Below are 16,623 nucleotides of genomic sequence, written 5' to 3' on the forward strand. Positions count from 1 at the left end.
TGACGGAAGTGCGGGTCAGCGGCGGACGCGCGCCACGAGCCGTTCGAGTAATCCCGTCGGAGTATCGTCGTCCCAGAGCCGGAACGCGTTGGCGACGTCGGCGTTTCGGCTCGCAACCAGCTCCTCGTGGTCGGGTGCGACGACGACGAGGTTGATCTCGTAGTGACCGTGGTAGCCGTACTTCAGCAGGGTGCGGTCGGTGAACCCTTCGACGAACGACTTGGTATCGGCGTCGATCGTGTCGGTCGCGATCGCGAACGTGAACTCGGTGCTGTAATGTTCCTCGTTCGGTTCGATCCACTCGTCGGCGAGGGCGTGGGCGAGATCGACGAGACGCTCCAGCTCCGCAACGTCGGTCCGATCGGCCCGACGGACGAACAGGTGCTCGCCGGATTCGTGGTGGCCGTACGAGAGCGCCTCGTGGAAGAACTGTTTGTGGCTCTCGATGTGGAGTTCGCCGTAGAGCGTGAATCGCTCGCCCCGAACGTGGCGATCACGGTCGAGATCGTAGTTGAACAGCAGTCGATCGCTCACCCGATCGATGTACTCGTCGTCCCAATCGGGAACGTCGGGATAGGTGGCTGTGTCGGGGTCGGCCGCAGCATCGCTGGCGTCGTCTGCGTCGGCGTCCGTCGTGCCGGTTTCGATTTGTCCCGACTCGCCACCGTTCGCATCGGGAGTCATGGGTCGTAGGCGTGGACGTCACCCTCCGTGGGGGGCGCGCCGATCGCGAGTACCTCAACCGAGGTCTCGGCGTCCGCTGGGTTGAACGCGCGCTGTGGGCTGCCGGGATCGACGACGAACAGCCCGTCCTCGGGTACTTCGTAGGTTTCCTCGGGAGTTTCGACGTGGAGCGTCCCGGAGAGGACGTAGAACGCCTCCTCCTGGTCGTCGTGGTAGTGGTATGCGAGTGGAAGCATCTCGCCAGGTTCGGCTCGGAAGCGGTTGATCGCCATCCGATCGAGACCTGCCGGCTCAGTGAGACCACGAAGCTCGCAGGGACGGTCGTCGCTTGGCGCGATATCGTCGGGATCGAGAACGCGATAGCCCATGGGGGCGTCACGACGGGCGCGAGTAAAAGCGCACGGCCCACGCGAACGTTTAAGCGCCTGCTCGGCGTAACGCCGACCAACCATGGGTGGAACTGACCGCGAGGCGTGTGGTCGGTGTGCCATGACCTCCGTGACCGAGGTGGCCGCGGACGGGGAGAACGCCGAGGACGAGACGACCGATCCGTTCGCGGGCGCACGGATCGAACTCTCGGAGACCGAACTCCGGAGCGTGTCGCCGGCGGCGTGGCTCGCCGGAGCGAAGCGCCGGATCGACGCGGTGGCGACCCGCCTCACGTACGGAAAGTAGTCGCGAATCAACGAACGCGAGGATCATCGAACTCGATGGAAGAGAGTATTTCAGGTTTCAAGATACGGGGCGGATGGAACGACGCGGTCGAACACGGCGAACGGATCACCCACGCGCTCGCCGAACTCGGCGTGGAGGGCGAGGCGTTCTCGGAGTGGGACGAATGGCGGCCGAAGAGCCACGAGCGCCTCGGCGAGGACGTCAACGAGAAGACCGCCGAGCAGGCGAGTATCGAAGAGGGCGAGGGCGAGAAAGCCGGCAAGGAGCCGAACGAGGACCTCCTGAGCGCAGGCGAGAAACTCAGCGAGTCCTACGACCGACTCGATGATCCCGACGAGGCCGTCGACTCGTGGGGCGAATCGCTCGATTACGTCGCACGCGCGGCCGACTCCGCTGGCCGGAAGGCGGTTCGCACCGTCGAGGACACCGTCTACCGGAACGTGATGACCCAGGTCGCGCCGTACTACTTCGACAACGAGCTCGTGAGCGCGAACCTCCAGCGTTCGGGACGCGCCCGCGAGGGCGACGACGTGGGCTATGCCTTCGAAGTCAACGTCAACGACGACGATCTCAAAGAGCAGGTCTCCGATCGGCTCGCCGAGTACGACGACGAGGTCGATCGGTGGCACGTCGACACCCCGAAGAACGTCGAGGCGCTCGAAGCCGCCGAAGGTGGCGAAGTGCCGGAGGAAACAGCGGTATCGGATGCCGAATCGGACGTCGACTTCACGACGAACTGACCGGTTTCACTCCGTCTCGCCCGGTCCGCCATCGGTCTCGGCGGTCGCTTCGACGTTCGCCTCGGTGTCGGAAAGCCGATGGACGCGTGCGGCCGTGATACGGGTGTTCTCGACGGATTCGACCGTGATCTCGACCCCATCGTACGAGAGGCTCTCGCCCGCTTCGACGAGGCGGCCCGCCCGATTGAAGATGAATCCCGCGATGGTCTCGAACTCCTCGCCCTCGGGGAGATCGATGTCGAGCGCCTCGTTGACGGCGTCGATGTTGACCTCGCCCTGGGCGACGAGCGTGTCGTCGTCGACGATTTCGATCGGTTCGTCCTCGCCACCCTCCAGGATCTCGCCGACGATCTCCTCGATCATGTCCTCCACCGAAACGATGCCCTCGGTGGTGCCGAACTCGTCGATCACGATCGCGATCCGGAGGCGGTCGGCGCGCATCTCCCGGAGAAGGTCGTCGACGTTCTTCGATTCGGGGACGTGGAGGGTGGGCTGGATGAGGGCGTCGAGGTCGAGGTCCGCGGATTCACCGTAGTTCAGGTCCCGAACGAGATCGCGGATGTTGACGATCCCGATGACGTTGTCGAGGCTGCCCTCGTACACCGGAATCCGGGCGTGACCGCTCTGGACACACGTCTCGATCGCCTGTTCGACGGTGGATTCGGCGTCGATCGCGGTCACGTCGAGTCGGGGAGTCATCACCTCCTTCGCGATAGTGTTGTTGAATCGGAAGATGCGCTGGAGCATCTCGCGTTCGTCCTCCTCGATCACGCCCTCGCGTTCGCCCGTCTCGATCATGTCCTGAATCTCGTCACGGGTCACATACGAAGTCTCGATCGCCGACCCACCCCCGGTGATCCGGTTGATCTGACGGGTCAGGTAATCGAAGAACACGATCAGCGGGAGGAGGACGTACTCGGCGAGTTTGAGCGGGCGCGCGATCGTCAGCGCCCACGACTCGGTGTTCTCGACTGCGTAGGACTTGGGGGCGCTCTCGCCAAAGAGGAGGACCAGAGCGGTGATCCCGAAGGTGGAGATCGCGACGGCCTGGCCCTGCGAGACGTAGAGTGCGAGCAGTCCCGTCGAGATAGACGTCATCGCGATGTTGACGAGGTTGTTCCCGACGAGGATCGTCACCAGCAACCGGTGGGGATCGTCCTTCAACTGCTTGACCAGTTCCGCTCCCGGCTCGCCGTCCTCAACGAGTTTGTCGAGTCGATGTGAGGCGAGCGAGAACATCGCGATCTCCGAGGAGGAGAAAAACGCCGACAGCCCGATCAGCGTGAGGATGACGGCTGCACCGAGAGCGGCGAACACCGTTTCGGGGATTTCGGCCCCGAGAACCTCTACTTGGAGGGGAACGAGTGCCCCGAGCGGCGCGGACGGAGCCGTCGTGAACGGAAGTATGCCCATAGCGACGTGGTGGTGTTGCCTGCCGGCCGGATTAAACGTTCGCATGGTCGATGGTGACGATCGAGCAGCGTTCGCCAACCATCGCAACACAAAATCGGACGATCCGATCGAGACGAACGAACCGTTCGACGGTTCGACCGGGCGAGGAGAGGCGAAGGGCTTACGCGCGTCTCGCCCGAAGGATGGCGCATGAGCACCGATGCAGCCAGCGGCACCGCGTCCGTCGAGGCAAGCGAGCCGCTCACGCTCTACCGACTCCAGGCGTGTCCGTTCTGCGAACGTGTCGTCCGCCGGCTGGACGAACTCGGCGTCGACTACGAGTCGCGGTTCGTCGAGCCCCTGCACTCCGAGCGCGACGTCGTGAAGCGCATCAGCGGCAAGCGCACCGTGCCGGCGATCGTCGACCCGAACACCGGTGTCACGATGTCCGAGAGCGCGAACATCGTGGCGTATCTCGATGGCACCTACGGCGACGGGGAGGACGCGGCCTGATGGCGGAGCTCGACTTCGATGTCGTCGAACTCGACGAAACCGACCATCCGGCAGCGGGCGACGAAGCGCCCGATTTCGTCCGGCCGTTGGTCGACGCCGAGGCGTGGGCCGACACCGCCCTCTCGGACGTGCTCGACGACGGACCGGTCGTTCTCGTCTTCCACCCCATGGATGGGGCGTTCCCCGCGACGTACGTCTGGAACGAGATCCGGGATCGAGGATGGACCGACGAAATCGCGGTCGTCGGGCTCTCGATCTCGACACCGTACGCGCACAAACGGCTGATCGCCGAGCGTGGGATCGACGCACGGTTGTTCTCCGATCCGCAAAACGGCGTCGCCGAGCAGTACGGGATCGTGAACGACCTCGACGGGATGGCCGGGGTCGCGGAGCCGCGGCCCGCCGTGTTCGTGATCGACGACGAGCGTACCATCCAGTATGCGTGGGTGGCGAGTGAGTGGCCCGACTTCCCCGACTACGACGACGTCGAGACCGCGATCGACGCGCTCTGAACGTGGTCGATCTCGCACGCGCCGCCGCCGCGATCCACGAGGGAGAGGTCGTGGTGTATCCGACCGAAACGGTCTACGGCCTTGCCGCGGACGCGCTCTCGGCGTCGGCGGTTGAACAGGTGTTCGCAGTCAAGGGACGCGATCGGAGTAAGCCGATCTCGCTAGCGGTGCCCGACGTCGAGACGGCGACGGAGTACACGCGGCCGACCGCACAGGAAAAACGGTTCATGAACGAGTTCCTGCCCGGTCCGGTCACGGTACTCGTCGAGGCACGCGAGGCGGTCCCCGACGTGCTGACTGCCGGTGGGGACCAGGTCGGCATCCGCGTCCCGGACCATCCGACCGCGCTTGCGCTCCTGCGAGAGGTCGCCCCGCTCACCGCCACCAGCGCGAACGTGAGTGGGAACCCGAGCGCCCGACGGGTCGAAGACGTCGACGCGGCGGTGCGGGAGGCGAGCGCGGCCGTGATCGACGGCGGCAACGAACTCCCTGGCACCGAGAGCACCGTAGTCGACGTTTCGGAGGGCACGATCCACCGCCGCGGCGCACGCGCCGACGAGATCACGGCGTGGCTCGACCGCAGTGAGGAGTAGGCATCACCCGAGTCCGAGCAGCGAACGCAGCGACCGCGTCTTCACCCCGCACTCCTCGCGGTACTCACAGGTTTCGCATTTCGAGTCATCGTCGAGGCGCGGCGGTGGGCCATCGATCGATTCGAGCGTTCGGACCGCCCGTCGATAGGCTGCCTTCCGCCGGGTGGTGAGTTCCACCGCTCTGATGATGCCGTGTGTCGGATACTCGACGAACGCCCGCTCGACCGGGGTTTCACGCTCGAACGCGAGCGCCTTCGCGGCTGCGACGGCGTGAACGGTTTGTGGGTGCCAGACGCCGTTCTCGGGTGGGCTGCCGGCAGAGATCAGTGACAGAGTCGGCGTGTCGAGATCGAGGACTTTGTGCGCGATGCCTCGACACTCCTTGCCGGTGAGGAGGACATCGCGCGAGTCAGGTCGGCAGAGTTCATCGAACGCGTCGAATCGAGCCTTCGCGCACGAGAGATTGCTCCGGGTAAACGAGAATCTATTAGCACTATTGTCGCCACTACCACCCAACGCACTACTCCACACTGTGTGTTTTACCGTCTCTCCGCCTGGGCTGTGGCATATGGCAGGAGAGAGGCTGAAGACACCAGTACATCATCGTGGAATGCAAGTCCGACCGCGAGCACCATCACGCCGATGACCGTGGCGACGACCCCGACGGGCAGCGGTGAATCGTCGCCGCTCCCGGACCCGCTGTCTCCACCCTCCCAGTCGGTCATAAAGACCTCGCCGTAATAATTTCCAACCTCCTTCTCTTTGAGTACGACCGCGACCTCGCAGTTCTCGTCGGCCGAATTATTGTTCCTATATACTAAGAACAATTATCATATTGCCCTACTTTGTCGTTCTCTACTCCGCCAGCACCCAGTTTTGACCATCAGGTCGCAAGAGGCACTCTCCACAAGTGTCCAACCGGTTTTACAGAAGGTGAGCGACTGATATTACCTAATATAATTGTCTAAAACTCAATACTAAGGGAGAGGTCTCAATCCTGCCTATGAAATGTCAATTTAAGCAGCAATGGCAGTAGGGGCCCGACCTGCGACGAGAATTTCTCAGAAATAACGAGAATTTACGAGGAAGCTTTTTGTGCCCATTGATACACGGACGAAGTGCGATGTCAGATATCATCGAACGGCGCGTGGTCGAGGAGTGGGGCGATGACCAAGGACGTACGGAAGTTCAGGTATCGCGGAACTCAAACCGTGACCGGTACGAGGTGCGCCTCGCCTGCTATCAAGAAAATGGGCGGTTTGCCAACTTCGCCCCTCATGTGGCGGCAGACGAGAAAACCATGCAGTGTGTGCGGGAGGCCTTCGAGGAATTGGCCCCGGTCGCCCGAGAAGCAAACGAGCGGGAGAAGTTAGCCGATATTTCTGAGCTCGTCGATGAGCTTGGACATGAGCGGGCCATGGAGGTATTGTCCTCTACCCGAGACTTGGAGGCCAACATCGACCGTCATGACGACGCTGAAGACCTCGGTGACACGCAGGTCAAGGTAATGGAAGCTATCGCAGAAGGCGTAAATGACTCAAAGGAGATGGGAGACGCGCTTGAAATCACAGAAGAGACAGCTCGGAAGCACCTGCGCGAACTTTGGGAGGCCGGTTATCTCACTCGTGTTGACGACGAGATGCCCTACACCTACGCAGTCGCTGACCCCGACGAGGGTTCTGAGGCAGTGGTCACTGACGGGGGCGAGTCAAAAGTCAAGTGACCCTATTGTAGGGAGGTAAAATCGAGCGGACGACCATTTCAGAAAAGTTTATTAGTAGCATATGGCAGTTCCACCACGATTGAGCCGGATATAGTTGAGAATTTAACTGCTTTCAAATTCGAATAGCATTAAGAACTAACGCAACAGCGTGTGTTCTCCGTGTATGAGTCTGCTCAGTTCAATCGTGTCTGGTGCCATTGCGGGCTTCCTTGCCACATCTTTGGGAAGCCTGACAGTGCGATGGTGGCAGAAGCCAGTATTAGAATTTGAACCAAGCATTCTGAGAAACGGCCATACCTCCCAAGGCTGGTTAATGGAATGGTGTAAGTACGAGGTAGAAGTCAGAAACACAGGAAGCTCAGTAGCCACTAATTGTAAACTTCGAGTTATTCTTGAGGGCGTACGAAACACAACTGAAACGCGAATTCGGCAAGATGCACAGGAGGGAGGGGCACGAGAACAGGAGGTCAGTGCAGAGAAAAACTACCAGATTGAGCTGACACAAGGGTGGAGCGAGTCTGAGTCGCCAACCAGAATCGATATCAATAGAGAAGAAATCAGCCGCTTTGAACTTTTTCGTGTACATTCTGAAGCAGCTGGACCGGAGATGGATACACGTATTGTATTCAGCGAACATGAGCAAATTGATGGAGGTGGTGGCAACTTATCACGGCATTCGGAACCCATTCGAGTAGAGACATATACCCCCAGAACAAGCTATGAGCCTTTCGTTGATATGAAATCGCAACTCAAAAAGGAGACATTTGAAGAGATAGAGTGGAACACAAAGAAAGTTATAGTTACCTCCGCTGATGCCAACAAGCTTGAAGGGGAATTAGATGTAACGTGGGAAGATAGCCCCTTACCAGATGTGAATTTAAAACCAGAGTGAGGCAAATGTTCAAAAAGCAGAAATCGTTTGCACAAATCGGACCGGCCTTGATGACGTAGCTGGAAGTATAGGTCAAATTAATTTTACGATTCAGGAAGTCGTATAGTCACAAATCCCCACTCGAGAATATCAGGCGAGTGCTGTGTTCTTCAAGCCACTGAGCATGTTCTCTATACTGGGGGTCGTACTCCACGACAAGCGACCAGAAGGCATCAGTATGGTTCGGTTCTCGAAGGTGGGCGAGTTCGTGGATGACGATGTAGTCAACAATGTCCGACGGAGCCATCATGAGTCGCCAGTTCAGTCCGAGCGTTCCTGCGGTCGAGCAGCTTCCCCACTTCGTTCGTTGGTTTCGTATCTCGATTTGCTCGTACTCGACACCCATCTCCTCGGCATAGTGACTGGCGCGTTTCTCGAAGGTCTCCCGGGCTTTGCGCCGGTAGAGCGTTTCCAAGGCGCGTTTCACTGACGCCTGCTTCACATGGTGCTCCGAGAGACGGAACTCTCCCTCACGGACCGCGGACGAGGACCGGCGTTCGACCACTATCTCGTGGGGTGTGCCGAGATATAGGAACGTCGCTCCGACCTCAAATCGTCGGTTCGGCACCTCTTTCCGATACGAATCGTACTTACGCTTCTTCTCGACGACCCACGCCGCGTTCTCCGCCAGCAACGTCTCCGGGTTACTCTGAGACTCCTGTGGGAGTATCACGACCACGCCGCGAATATCGACATCTATACGCGGCTCGCCAGCTTCGTTGCTGCGACGCACTTCATAGTTCACTGCCTCGCCGAGCAAGTCGGTTTCACGCGGTCGCGTCTCAGACATAGTTCTCGATGAGGTAGGTCCGAACCGCGTCCGCAAACTCGTCGTCCTGCATCAGATGGCCGAGGTCGTGCTCAACGACGAGCGTATCCAAGAGTACATGCTCGATATCTTGGAGTGTTTGCTGGTTCGTCTCCCAGCCGGGATAGTCACGGTCCACCTGCTCATCGAACCGCGCTGCGATGTCCTCGGCCACTGCCTCGGCTTGGTCATCGGAATCGATAGCATCTGGGGTCTCTTCGGACAAGTGAGTGTAGATAGCGAACTCCGCACCATCCATGCTGCGCTCGTTGGCCTCCTCTTCGACCGCCAGTACCTCCTCCTCAACGGATTTCAGTGCCTCGACGGCTTCGGGGTCCGCCATGTCGCCACCTTGCCAGCGCTCGACGATATCGTTGACGCGCTCACTCAGACGCTTGTACCGTGGGTTCTGACCCGTTCGTGGATGGAGGTGGTCACGCGTGGCGTGAGCGACCTGCGACGCCTTCACGCCGGGGTTGTCCAGCCCCTCGGCGTTTTCAAGAAACTCCTCGCCAAGCTTGTACGTGGGGAAGTCGCGTCGTATCTCACCCACGTCGATGTTGCCTTCGAGGATGTCGCGGGTCTTCTCACGCATGTCCTCCTCGGGTGTGTCCTCACCCGAGGTGGTTCTCTGGAACGCGACGTGGACACGGCTCAGCCACTTGTACTGGTCCTGTATTCCCTCCTCGATGAGCCGGCCGTCGGGAGCAACGGACTCGTAGAGGTTCTGGAGACGGCGGAAGCCCTGCTTGAACTCGCGACGTTCGGGATGGGTACTGACGCGCTCGACGGCTTCGTAGGTAGCCTCTTGGCTGTCATCCTTGGGGATATCGTCGAAGAGACCCATCACCATCTCCAACTGCTCAACGAGGTCGTCGAAGAGCTCGTTTTTGTCGCGAGCGGCGTAGGCTTTCGTCTCGGCATCGTAATCGAGCGCCTCGTCAATGTTCTCGAAGACGCCCTGGAAGTCCACGATTTCGCCGTTCTCTTTGCCCGCGGCAGGCCGGTTCGTCCGGGCGATGGCCTGCATCAAGTTGTGGTTCTTCAGGTCCCGGTCGAGGTACATCGTCTTCAGTACCGGCGCGTCGAACCCCGTCAGGAGCATACCATGGACGACCAGTAGCTCCGGCGTGTCCCCCTGTTTGAACTGCTTGACTATCTGGTCGCGTTCCTCCGAGTCGGTGTGGAACTGCTTGATGAGGTCCGAGTCGTCGTTGGTCGCGGTGTAGAGCACTTCGACCTCGTCCTCGCCACGTTGCTCAACGAGGCGTTCGCCGTACATCGCGGCAGACCGCCGACTGGGCGTGACGACCATTCCCTTCCAGCCGTTCGGCGCAACGTGCTCATCGTAGTGCTGGTCGATTTCCTCGACAGTCCGGTCAACCCGCGGTCCGAATTCGGCGAGCGTGGTCGCGGTGACGGTCTCGCGGATGAACTCGCGTTTCTCCTCGGTACTCATGCCGCGGAACTGGTGTTCGAACTCCTCGTCGAGACCCGCCTCATCGATGTCCCACTCCATCTCGTGACGGAGCGTGAAGTACACCGGAAGGATTAGTTCGTCCTCGATGCCCTGCCTGACCGAGTAGCGATGGAGGTAGTCCTCGTCTTCGGGAGAGAACTCGCGGAAGGTGTTCTTGTCCTTCTCCCGCTCGCCCTCGCGGACGGGCGTGCCGGTGAATCCAAAGTGAGAGCACTGCGGGAGCGCCGCATCAAGGCGGCTCCCGAGGTCGGCTTCCATGAAGCGATGAGCCTCGTCGCTCATCACGACGACCTCGTCGTTGCCTTGGGTGTCCGGCTCGACGTCCTCGAACTTCTGGATAGTCGTGAGAACGAGCTGGCTCTGGCCTTCTTCGATGAGTTGCTGGAGATGGCTGATGCTCTCGGCCTCGGTCCACCGCTCCAGCGTAAGGTTCGCCAGTTGGTCGCGCATCTGGCTGTTGAGCTTGTCCGTGTCGACGATGATGAACACCTGCGGGTTGGTGGTGGCGGCCCGTGAGAGAAGGTTCTCGGCCGCATAGAGCATCGTGAACGACTTGCCTGAGCCTTGGGTATGCCAGATGAGCCCGCGGTCGTGCTCGCCCTCACGCACTCTGTCAAGGATGGCGTTGACGGCGTAGTATTGCATATATCGCGGGACGATTTTCGCGTCGCCGCCGGCCTGCCGCTCGTAGAACACGAAATTCTTCAGCAGGTCGAGAAGCGTCTCGGGGTTACAGAGCGCCAGCATGGCCTGCTTCATCTCGTTGGGGTCTTCATAGACCCGCGGCGCGTCGTTCCATGGCTCGTAGAACTCCTTGGGTGCGCCGACAGCCCCATACCGGAGTTCCATCGTGTCGGCGGCGATATTGAACAGGCCAGGGACGAACAGCCGAGGTACGTCCTCCTCGTAGGTCAGCAGGTCGCTCACAGCGTCGTGCCAGTCGTTGTCCTGTGCGAGGCTCTTGAGTTCCATCGTCACCAGCGGGATGCCGTTGACGAACAGATTCACGTCCGGGCGGATGGTCGTCCCGCGCGAGACGGAGAACTGATTGACTGCATGGAAACGGTTGTTCTCGGGTACCTTGTGGTCAATCAGGTCGACGTAGATGGTTTCGCTCGAACCGTCGGCCTGCTGGACCGAGAAGGTCTTCCCCTTGGTGAGGAGTTCGTGAAACGCCTGATTGCCGTCCAGCAGGTTCTCGTGGTCGAGGTCACGTTTCAACGAGGAGATGAATTTGTCCACGTTGTCCGCGGTCACGTCGTCGTTGAGGTTGACTACCTGCTCGGCCAGTAGGTCCCAGTAGACGACTTCGTTGCTCCGACGGTCATACTTGCTATCGAGAACGTCCGCACCCCAACTTCCGTCCTGCCCGTGAGTTTCCCAGCCGACACCATCGAGCCACGAGAGCAGTGACCGCTCGACACCGCCCTCGTTCGGGACGCTCACCATGGACCGGCGTTCGGCGAGGTATGACAAGATTCTGTCGGTGGTCGAACGAAAGAAGCCGACGGGGTCCGAACCCTGATTACTGTAGAGCGTCAACGCTGTCAACAAGAATGTCACAACAGGTTCGGCTTCAAGACCACGTGTACGAGCGCATCCGGTCGAACAAGCGCGACGACGAGTCGTTCAGCGAGGCCGTCGAGCGGCTCATCGGTGACCGGTCGTTGCGCGACCTCTGTGGCGTGTTCGACGAGAACGAGGTGGCCGAGATGCGCGACGCCATCGATGCCGCCGACGAGCGAGACCGCGACGAAGCCCGCGAGGTCGCCGAGTGCTTCGAGTGATTGTCGATACGAGCTTCGTCCTGGATGTCATCGGCGACGTGGAGGCGGCCGTCTCAATGGAACGGGAACTCGAAGCCGAGGGTGTGCCACTCGTCATGCCGGCGATGACCGTGCTGGAACTCTATATCGGTGTGGGGAAGGTGGCGAACTCCCCCGCCGAGCGCCGGACCGTCGAGGCGGTGCTGGATTCGTACCCGCTGGTGGAGATGACTCCCTCGATTGCTCGGCGTGCCGGACGACTCCTCGGCGAGCGCATGGCCGACGATGACGACGGTCCCGGCATCGGGAAGGGTGATGCGGCAATCGCCGCGACCGCCATCGAACGCGACGAACCCGTTCTCGCTGGCGATTCGCACTTCGGCACGATTCCCGGCGTCGCGCTCGAAACCTATCGGTGAGTCAGCCGTGCGCCAGCACCGCCTCGGGGATGTCGATGTCCGCCTCGTGGGTGCGGACCGTACCAGAGAGCAGGTCCTGCATGAGACCCTGTTTGACCCTCCGTAGCTGTTCCTTCTCTTCTTCGTAGATACTAACTTGGCTGTCGACGCGAGACAGGTCTTCAGCGATTTCCTCTTGTTCCTCTTTTGGTGGGAGGGGGAATCGAAAGTTAGCGGCCATTGTTTTGTTGATTGATGGGACGGTGCCGGTCTGCGCGACTGCATTGAAGTCGACCAGTGTGGATGCGTAATACAGATACTCCGGATTGATTTCTTCAGGAATCCAACCCATGATGTTATCGTCAAAGGCGGTGTCCTCACCTGTGATACGAGTCTTGTTCAGTAATAGCGCTTCACCGACGCGAGGATGAATGACCGTATTCTCGGGGAAAACGTTCTTGCTCAATTCATCAAGTACCTCGTCGGTAACTCTGTTCGTGACTTCTTGAATAGATTTATCATTTCCGGGTAAATTCATGTCCTCAACCTTTATCACCGCACGTGAGCCAGCGTGACCCTTCTGAAACTCTCTGGGAAAAGATTTGCCACTCACGATTTCGGCTACGTCACCTAATCGGACGACAGACCAATGTTGTGGAATCGTCACCCTCCGTGTGCCTACGATACCATCTTGTCGCTCTCCGCTCGCATCCGATGCGATTACTCGCCTCCTGATGTACCCCCGTTGGACCCGCTCAGTCTGTTCGATGATTTCTTCGGTCTTCTGAATCGCTTGGTCAAGGGTGTAGAGTACGGTGGCGATTTTGCGCTGTTCTTTATATGATGGATATGGTGCAGCTACGTTACCAATCGTGGATTGATTGAGAAGTGGTTGAGCGGTTTTGGTCGCAAGCGCCCCCAATTCTCTATTAGATAAGCAGTAAAACAGAAAATCGGTGTTGATGTCGTCAGATGGTTGCGCTTGAATCGCGTTGTCTGAAACCCACACTGGTTGATATGCTTTCTCAACTTCACCGACCGCGCCAACACGACCAAAAATCAGACCTCCGTCGAAATTCGATTCGGAGTGTGAACCGATAGGGCCATTTGAGCCATATACAGGATATTGTTTCACCCCTTCATCGGCATGGTCAGTTGCTTTTCCATTTCGTAGTTCACACAGGGACTCAACGTTTTTCGTATCCCAATCTGATGGAATCCGGCCAGCCGCTGTTTCCACGAACTCAGCTTTATCTTCAGGCTGTGGCTTGGCAAACTCGTCAAGCGACGCCTCCTCACTCATAGTTCAGCGCCTCCATGTGCTGGTCCATCCGCGCCTCTATCTCGTCGCGTTCGGTCTGCAACTCCCGGAGTTTCCCGAGTTCCGCGCTCACGTCAATGTCCTCCTCGGGTTCGGTCGTATCGACGTACAGCGCGATGTTCAGGTTGTAATCGTTCTCCCGAATCTCCTCCAGCGCCACCGTGCGACTGACGCGCTCCTCAGTCGTCCAGTCACGAACGTTCGCCACGATGCGGTCGACCCCCTCGTCGGTGAGTTCGTTCTGATTCGAGAGTTCGTCGTAGAACGCCTCGTCGGCGGCGTGGACGAACTGGACTTCGTTCTCGCGCTCGGCCGGCTTGTCGGTGTTCAACACGAGGATGGCCGACGGAATCGAGTTGTTCTGGAAGAGGTTCTCGGGCAGTCCGACGATGGCCTCCACCATGTCGTTTTCGAGCATCGGCTCCCGGTAGCGTGATTCGTGCTTGCGGAAGAGCACGCCGTGGGGGATGACGATAGCGGCTTTACCACCCGAGTCGTCGCCGCGCTTGGGGTCTTTCAGTTGCTCGGCCATGTGCATGATGAAGGCGTAGTCACCCCGGTCGGCCCGCGGGAGTTTCTCGTGCCAGTCGAAGCGGCCATACGCGTCGTCTTGGAGGTCGTCCTTCCCCCAGTCAGCCGAGAACGGGAAGTTCGCGAGCACGCGGTCGAACCGCTCCAGTTCGTCGCCGTTGGTGAACTGCGGGTTCGATAGCGAGTCCTCGCGCTCGATGGTCCCGTTGAGCGCATGGATGGAGAGGTTCATTTTGGCGATGGCCGCGATGTCGGGGTTGATTTCCTGCCCCGTGAACGTGAGCTTCGAGGGGTTGCCACCCTGCTCGCGGTAGTACTTCGCGGCCTCGATGAGCATCCCACTGGAGCCGACCGTCGGGTCGTGGAAGGTGTCACCATCCTCGAACTCGTCGACGAGCCGGACACACAGTTGAACGATGTGCGGCGGCGTGAAGAACTGTCCGCCGGATTTCCCTTCTTCCTCGGCGAAGTGACGAACCAGATCCATGTACGCCTCGCCGAGCATGTCCGGCGGCACGTTCTCGCGATCGAGGTCGTACTTGCTGAGGTGCTCGACGAGCTTCCCGAGCCGGTCGTCGTTGAGCGCGTCGGCATCGATGTAGTCCGCTCGGAAGAGACCTTGGAGTTCGGGGTTCTCCTCGGTCAGCGCGTCGAACGCTTCGTTGAGCGCTTGGTCGACGTTATCGCTAACGGCGCGGAGGTCTTCCCAGAGGTAGCCTTCAGGAACGACGGGCGTATCGAAGAGCTTCGGCCGACGAGCGTAGTCCTCGCCATAGTCGTCGAGATTCTCTTGATACTGTTTCTCGAACTCGTCGGAGATGGTCTTGTAGTAGACCAGCGGGAGGATGTACTCCTTGTAGTCAGTCGAGTCGACTGCATCACGAATGATATCCGCACACTTGAACAGATGAGAGTCGAGCTCATCAAGCGTCAGGGGCATACCGTATCCATATCCGTGAGGGTCTTAGACTTCATGGTGAGCAGGACGCACTTGTAGGAATTGCGAGCAAAATATATGCTGAGCCACAACACATCCTCACACATGCAGGTAGGTCTCGTAAGCTGCACGAAAAGCAAGCGGTCAGAAGCTTCGCAACCGTCCGAACTCTACATGCCGTCTTCGTTGTTCAAGAAAGCGAAAGCCTACAGCGAGGAGAATCACGACGGATGGTATATTCTCTCGGCGAAGCACCACCTCCTCAGTCCTGACGGTTCGGTAATCGAGCCCTACGACGAGACGCTGAGCGGAGCGCCCGTTGATAGAAAACGCGAATGGGCGAAGACTACTCATCAACAACTCAACCGCGAAAATTTGCTGGAGCAAGGCAATGAATTGGTGTTCCACGCAGGTCGTGATTACTATGAGGAACTCCTCCCGCTATTAGAAGACTCAGGTGTGGACATTAGCATTCCGACGGAGGGCTTAGGTCTCGGGAAGACACTTGCCTGGTACAACGAACACCTCGATGAGTAGCACTGAGTAAGTCAGCACCGAGACTGGTCCGCTTCGGACTCCTCGGCGTCAATTTGGTCGTAGATTTCCCACATGACCTCCGTTTCCACATCAATTGATGCGGCTACTGCATCCAACCACTCGTCTATCGTACCATACTCTTCTCGAAGTGGAACCTTGAGTTGTGGGCGGTCCGATGCCACATCTGCAGCTTCGAGTTGGTCTTCGAGATACTCACGTCCCCAATCGTTCCAGTGTGTGCCGATAAGCCAGAGGGGTTGGTCTACCTTCACTGGGTCGAAGCCATGCTCCACGCAAAACTGACTCCAGAAGCTCCTGATTTCCGTATCGCTGTACTCCTGCCCCAAGATTACCTTTGTTACCTTCCGGATTTGGACATCGACTGGGATGTTGATTTCTGTGATGTTTGATAGTGGGTGGACGTCCTCGTGCATCAGCCGCATCCAGAGCGGGCCGATTTTCTCGCCTCCCAGGTACGGGAAGCCGCTGTCGCTACGGACCGCTTTGAGGATTGAGGGAGCGTCAAAATCGTGTTTCTCGAATAGTTTCAGAGGGGTTGAACGATAGTGACGATAGAACGTCTCAGCGTTCTGGTGCCAGATTTCCGCATCGCGCTTCCCGAAACGCATTCCCTGCTCTCGAAAGAGGTCAACTAATTCCTCCAGAGACCGCTCCTCGAAGAGTGTTGTCGGCTCGTATATCCAACGCTCATCATCCCAAAGTCGTCTGGTCTTCTGCCAAAGCGCCTCTGCGTCCCGCTGGTAGTCAATACACGCAACGAACGTGAGATAGCGGGCGCGGTCGTCGGTATCTTCGATGCCGACCATAGCCCGTTTCTCCGGCAACATATCTCGCTCAAATGGATGAGACCAGCTGTCGTAGTCGTTCACAATTCGAGAAACAATGGGTTCCAGAGGACCGGTGTCTTCTGTGAGGGGCATGCTCACGAAGTCAGTGTGAGCGTGGAGTGTTAAGAGTTCACAACCTCTCGGAGGAAGTCGCAAATTCCACGCCTGACCCGCTTCGGCTGTGTGAACGCAGACAAAGCCTTTCCCCCCTTCAACGGCCGCCGTTACACCGAG

The 16,623-nt window shown here is 59.1% G+C and carries 20 protein-coding genes; 10 read left to right on the forward strand and 10 right to left on the reverse strand.

Annotated elements, in window-relative coordinates:
• Positions 1-15: 15 nt before the first annotated feature.
• Together C449_RS11825 and C449_RS11830 are read right to left on the reverse strand one after the other, a co-directional pair.
• Positions 16-684: a hypothetical protein gene (locus C449_RS11825; protein ID WP_006078253.1), complete on the reverse strand. Its 669-nt coding sequence runs from the start codon at positions 682-684 to the stop codon at positions 16-18.
• Entirely contained in the window at positions 681-1,052 is a 372-nt protein-coding gene (locus C449_RS11830; RefSeq protein ID WP_006078254.1) for a cupin domain-containing protein, read from the reverse strand. Before C449_RS11830 ends, C449_RS11825 begins: the two co-directional genes overlap by 4 nt.
• A gap of 82 nt (positions 1,053-1,134) precedes the next feature.
• On the opposite strand from C449_RS11830, the gene C449_RS11835 reads away from it, so the two are divergent.
• Together C449_RS11835 and C449_RS11840 are read left to right on the forward strand one after the other, a co-directional pair.
• Positions 1,135-1,359 carry a hypothetical protein gene (locus C449_RS11835; RefSeq protein ID WP_006078255.1) on the forward strand — a complete coding sequence of 75 codons (225 nt, stop codon included), beginning with the start codon at positions 1,135-1,137 and terminating at the stop codon, positions 1,357-1,359.
• Positions 1,360-1,394: 35 nt separating this feature from the next.
• On the forward strand, positions 1,395-2,099 hold the full coding sequence (locus C449_RS11840) for a DUF5828 family protein (protein ID WP_006078256.1): 705 nt from the start codon (positions 1,395-1,397) through the stop codon (positions 2,097-2,099).
• A gap of 6 nt (positions 2,100-2,105) precedes the next feature.
• Here C449_RS11840 and C449_RS11845 read toward each other — a convergent pair whose 3' ends face one another.
• Positions 2,106-3,512, reverse strand: a complete 1,407-nt coding sequence (locus C449_RS11845; protein WP_006078257.1) for a hemolysin family protein — start codon at positions 3,510-3,512, stop codon at positions 2,106-2,108.
• 189 nt (positions 3,513-3,701) lie between these two features.
• Here C449_RS11845 and C449_RS11850 point away from each other — a divergent pair, with 189 nt between their 5' ends.
• The 3 genes from C449_RS11850 to C449_RS11860 are packed head-to-tail and all read left to right on the forward strand — an operon-like array spanning position 3,702 to position 5,109.
• On the forward strand, positions 3,702-4,004 hold the full coding sequence (locus C449_RS11850) for a glutathione S-transferase N-terminal domain-containing protein (protein ID WP_006078258.1): 303 nt from the start codon (positions 3,702-3,704) through the stop codon (positions 4,002-4,004).
• Positions 4,004-4,516, forward strand: coding sequence for a redoxin domain-containing protein (locus C449_RS11855; RefSeq protein ID WP_006078259.1), 513 nt, complete (start codon positions 4,004-4,006; stop codon positions 4,514-4,516). The genes C449_RS11850 and C449_RS11855 overlap by 1 nt, the downstream gene beginning before the upstream one ends.
• 2 nt (positions 4,517-4,518) lie before the next feature.
• A complete protein-coding gene (locus tag C449_RS11860; protein WP_006078260.1) occupies positions 4,519-5,109 on the forward strand; it encodes an L-threonylcarbamoyladenylate synthase in 591 nt (196 codons plus the stop codon).
• A gap of 3 nt (positions 5,110-5,112) precedes the next feature.
• Here C449_RS11860 and C449_RS11865 read toward each other — a convergent pair whose 3' ends face one another.
• A complete protein-coding gene (locus C449_RS11865) occupies positions 5,113-5,625 on the reverse strand; it encodes a CRISPR-associated protein Cas4 (RefSeq protein WP_080504923.1) in 513 nt (170 codons plus the stop codon).
• A gap of 23 nt (positions 5,626-5,648) precedes the next feature.
• Positions 5,649-5,936, reverse strand: coding sequence for a hypothetical protein (locus tag C449_RS11870; protein WP_006078262.1), 288 nt, complete (start codon positions 5,934-5,936; stop codon positions 5,649-5,651).
• A 296-nt stretch (positions 5,937-6,232) separates the two neighbouring features.
• Here C449_RS11870 and C449_RS11875 point away from each other — a divergent pair, with 296 nt between their 5' ends.
• Together C449_RS11875 and C449_RS17840 are read left to right on the forward strand one after the other, a co-directional pair.
• A complete protein-coding gene (locus C449_RS11875; protein WP_006078263.1) occupies positions 6,233-6,832 on the forward strand; it encodes a helix-turn-helix transcriptional regulator in 600 nt (199 codons plus the stop codon).
• A 163-nt stretch (positions 6,833-6,995) separates the two neighbouring features.
• On the forward strand, positions 6,996-7,724 hold the full coding sequence (locus tag C449_RS17840) for a hypothetical protein (protein WP_152415704.1): 729 nt from the start codon (positions 6,996-6,998) through the stop codon (positions 7,722-7,724).
• Between the two features lie 106 nt (positions 7,725-7,830).
• On the opposite strand, the gene C449_RS11880 is transcribed toward C449_RS17840, so the two are convergent.
• Positions 7,831-8,553 carry a M48 family metallopeptidase gene (locus tag C449_RS11880; RefSeq protein ID WP_006078264.1) on the reverse strand — a complete coding sequence of 241 codons (723 nt, stop codon included), beginning with the start codon at positions 8,551-8,553 and terminating at the stop codon, positions 7,831-7,833.
• Entirely contained in the window at positions 8,546-11,500 is a 2,955-nt protein-coding gene (locus C449_RS11885; RefSeq protein WP_006078265.1) for a type I restriction endonuclease subunit R, read from the reverse strand. Before C449_RS11885 ends, C449_RS11880 begins: the two co-directional genes overlap by 8 nt.
• A gap of 107 nt (positions 11,501-11,607) precedes the next feature.
• Between C449_RS11885 and C449_RS11890 the strand changes: the two genes are divergently transcribed.
• Entirely contained in the window at positions 11,608-11,838 is a 231-nt protein-coding gene (locus C449_RS11890) for an antitoxin VapB family protein (protein WP_006078266.1), read from the forward strand.
• Positions 11,835-12,236: a PIN domain-containing protein gene (locus C449_RS11895; protein WP_049914114.1), complete on the forward strand. Its 402-nt coding sequence runs from the start codon at positions 11,835-11,837 to the stop codon at positions 12,234-12,236. The genes C449_RS11890 and C449_RS11895 overlap by 4 nt, the downstream gene beginning before the upstream one ends.
• 1 nt (position 12,237) lies before the next feature.
• Here the strand turns inward: C449_RS11895 and C449_RS17510 are convergent, their stop codons facing one another.
• The gene (locus tag C449_RS17510) at positions 12,238-13,518 is read right to left on the reverse strand and encodes a restriction endonuclease subunit S (protein WP_080504924.1); all 1,281 of its coding nucleotides are present in this window, start codon (positions 13,516-13,518) and stop codon (positions 12,238-12,240) included.
• A complete protein-coding gene (locus C449_RS11905) occupies positions 13,511-15,007 on the reverse strand; it encodes a type I restriction-modification system subunit M (RefSeq protein ID WP_006078269.1) in 1,497 nt (498 codons plus the stop codon). The genes C449_RS17510 and C449_RS11905 overlap by 8 nt, the downstream gene beginning before the upstream one ends.
• Before the next feature lie 102 nt (positions 15,008-15,109).
• Between C449_RS11905 and C449_RS11910 the strand changes: the two genes are divergently transcribed.
• Positions 15,110-15,541, forward strand: a complete 432-nt coding sequence (locus tag C449_RS11910; protein WP_049914116.1) for a DUF6884 domain-containing protein — start codon at positions 15,110-15,112, stop codon at positions 15,539-15,541.
• An 11-nt stretch (positions 15,542-15,552) separates the two neighbouring features.
• On the opposite strand, the gene C449_RS11915 is transcribed toward C449_RS11910, so the two are convergent.
• The gene (locus C449_RS11915) at positions 15,553-16,482 is read right to left on the reverse strand and encodes a hypothetical protein (protein ID WP_152415705.1); all 930 of its coding nucleotides are present in this window, start codon (positions 16,480-16,482) and stop codon (positions 15,553-15,555) included.
• Positions 16,483-16,623: the final 141 nt, after the last annotated feature.

It is taken from the genome of Halococcus saccharolyticus DSM 5350 (assembly GCF_000336915.1).
GTDB classification, from domain to species: Archaea; Halobacteriota; Halobacteria; order Halobacteriales; family Halococcaceae; genus Halococcus; species Halococcus saccharolyticus.

Coding starts and splice junctions, on each gene's coding strand:
- C449_RS11825 (WP_006078253.1), bottom strand. CDS start 684: ATGACTCCCGATGCGAACGGTGGCGAGTCGGGACAAATCGAAACCGGC.
- C449_RS11830 (WP_006078254.1), bottom strand. CDS start 1,052: ATGGGCTATCGCGTTCTCGATCCCGACGATATCGCGCCAAGCGACGAC.
- C449_RS11835 (WP_006078255.1), top strand. CDS start 1,135: ATGGGTGGAACTGACCGCGAGGCGTGTGGTCGGTGTGCCATGACCTCC.
- C449_RS11840 (WP_006078256.1), top strand. CDS start 1,395: ATGGAAGAGAGTATTTCAGGTTTCAAGATACGGGGCGGATGGAACGAC.
- C449_RS11845 (WP_006078257.1), bottom strand. CDS start 3,512: ATGGGCATACTTCCGTTCACGACGGCTCCGTCCGCGCCGCTCGGGGCA.
- C449_RS11850 (WP_006078258.1), top strand. CDS start 3,702: ATGAGCACCGATGCAGCCAGCGGCACCGCGTCCGTCGAGGCAAGCGAG.
- C449_RS11855 (WP_006078259.1), top strand. CDS start 4,004: ATGGCGGAGCTCGACTTCGATGTCGTCGAACTCGACGAAACCGACCAT.
- C449_RS11875 (WP_006078263.1), top strand. CDS start 6,233: ATGTCAGATATCATCGAACGGCGCGTGGTCGAGGAGTGGGGCGATGAC.
- C449_RS17840 (WP_152415704.1), top strand. CDS start 6,996: ATGAGTCTGCTCAGTTCAATCGTGTCTGGTGCCATTGCGGGCTTCCTT.
- C449_RS11880 (WP_006078264.1), bottom strand. CDS start 8,553: ATGTCTGAGACGCGACCGCGTGAAACCGACTTGCTCGGCGAGGCAGTG.
- C449_RS11885 (WP_006078265.1), bottom strand. CDS start 11,500: ATGGTGAGCGTCCCGAACGAGGGCGGTGTCGAGCGGTCACTGCTCTCG.
- C449_RS11890 (WP_006078266.1), top strand. CDS start 11,608: ATGTCACAACAGGTTCGGCTTCAAGACCACGTGTACGAGCGCATCCGG.
- C449_RS17510 (WP_080504924.1), bottom strand. CDS start 13,518: ATGAGTGAGGAGGCGTCGCTTGACGAGTTTGCCAAGCCACAGCCTGAA.
- C449_RS11905 (WP_006078269.1), bottom strand. CDS start 15,007: ATGCCCCTGACGCTTGATGAGCTCGACTCTCATCTGTTCAAGTGTGCG.
- C449_RS11910 (WP_049914116.1), top strand. CDS start 15,110: ATGCAGGTAGGTCTCGTAAGCTGCACGAAAAGCAAGCGGTCAGAAGCT.
- C449_RS11915 (WP_152415705.1), bottom strand. CDS start 16,482: ATGCCCCTCACAGAAGACACCGGTCCTCTGGAACCCATTGTTTCTCGA.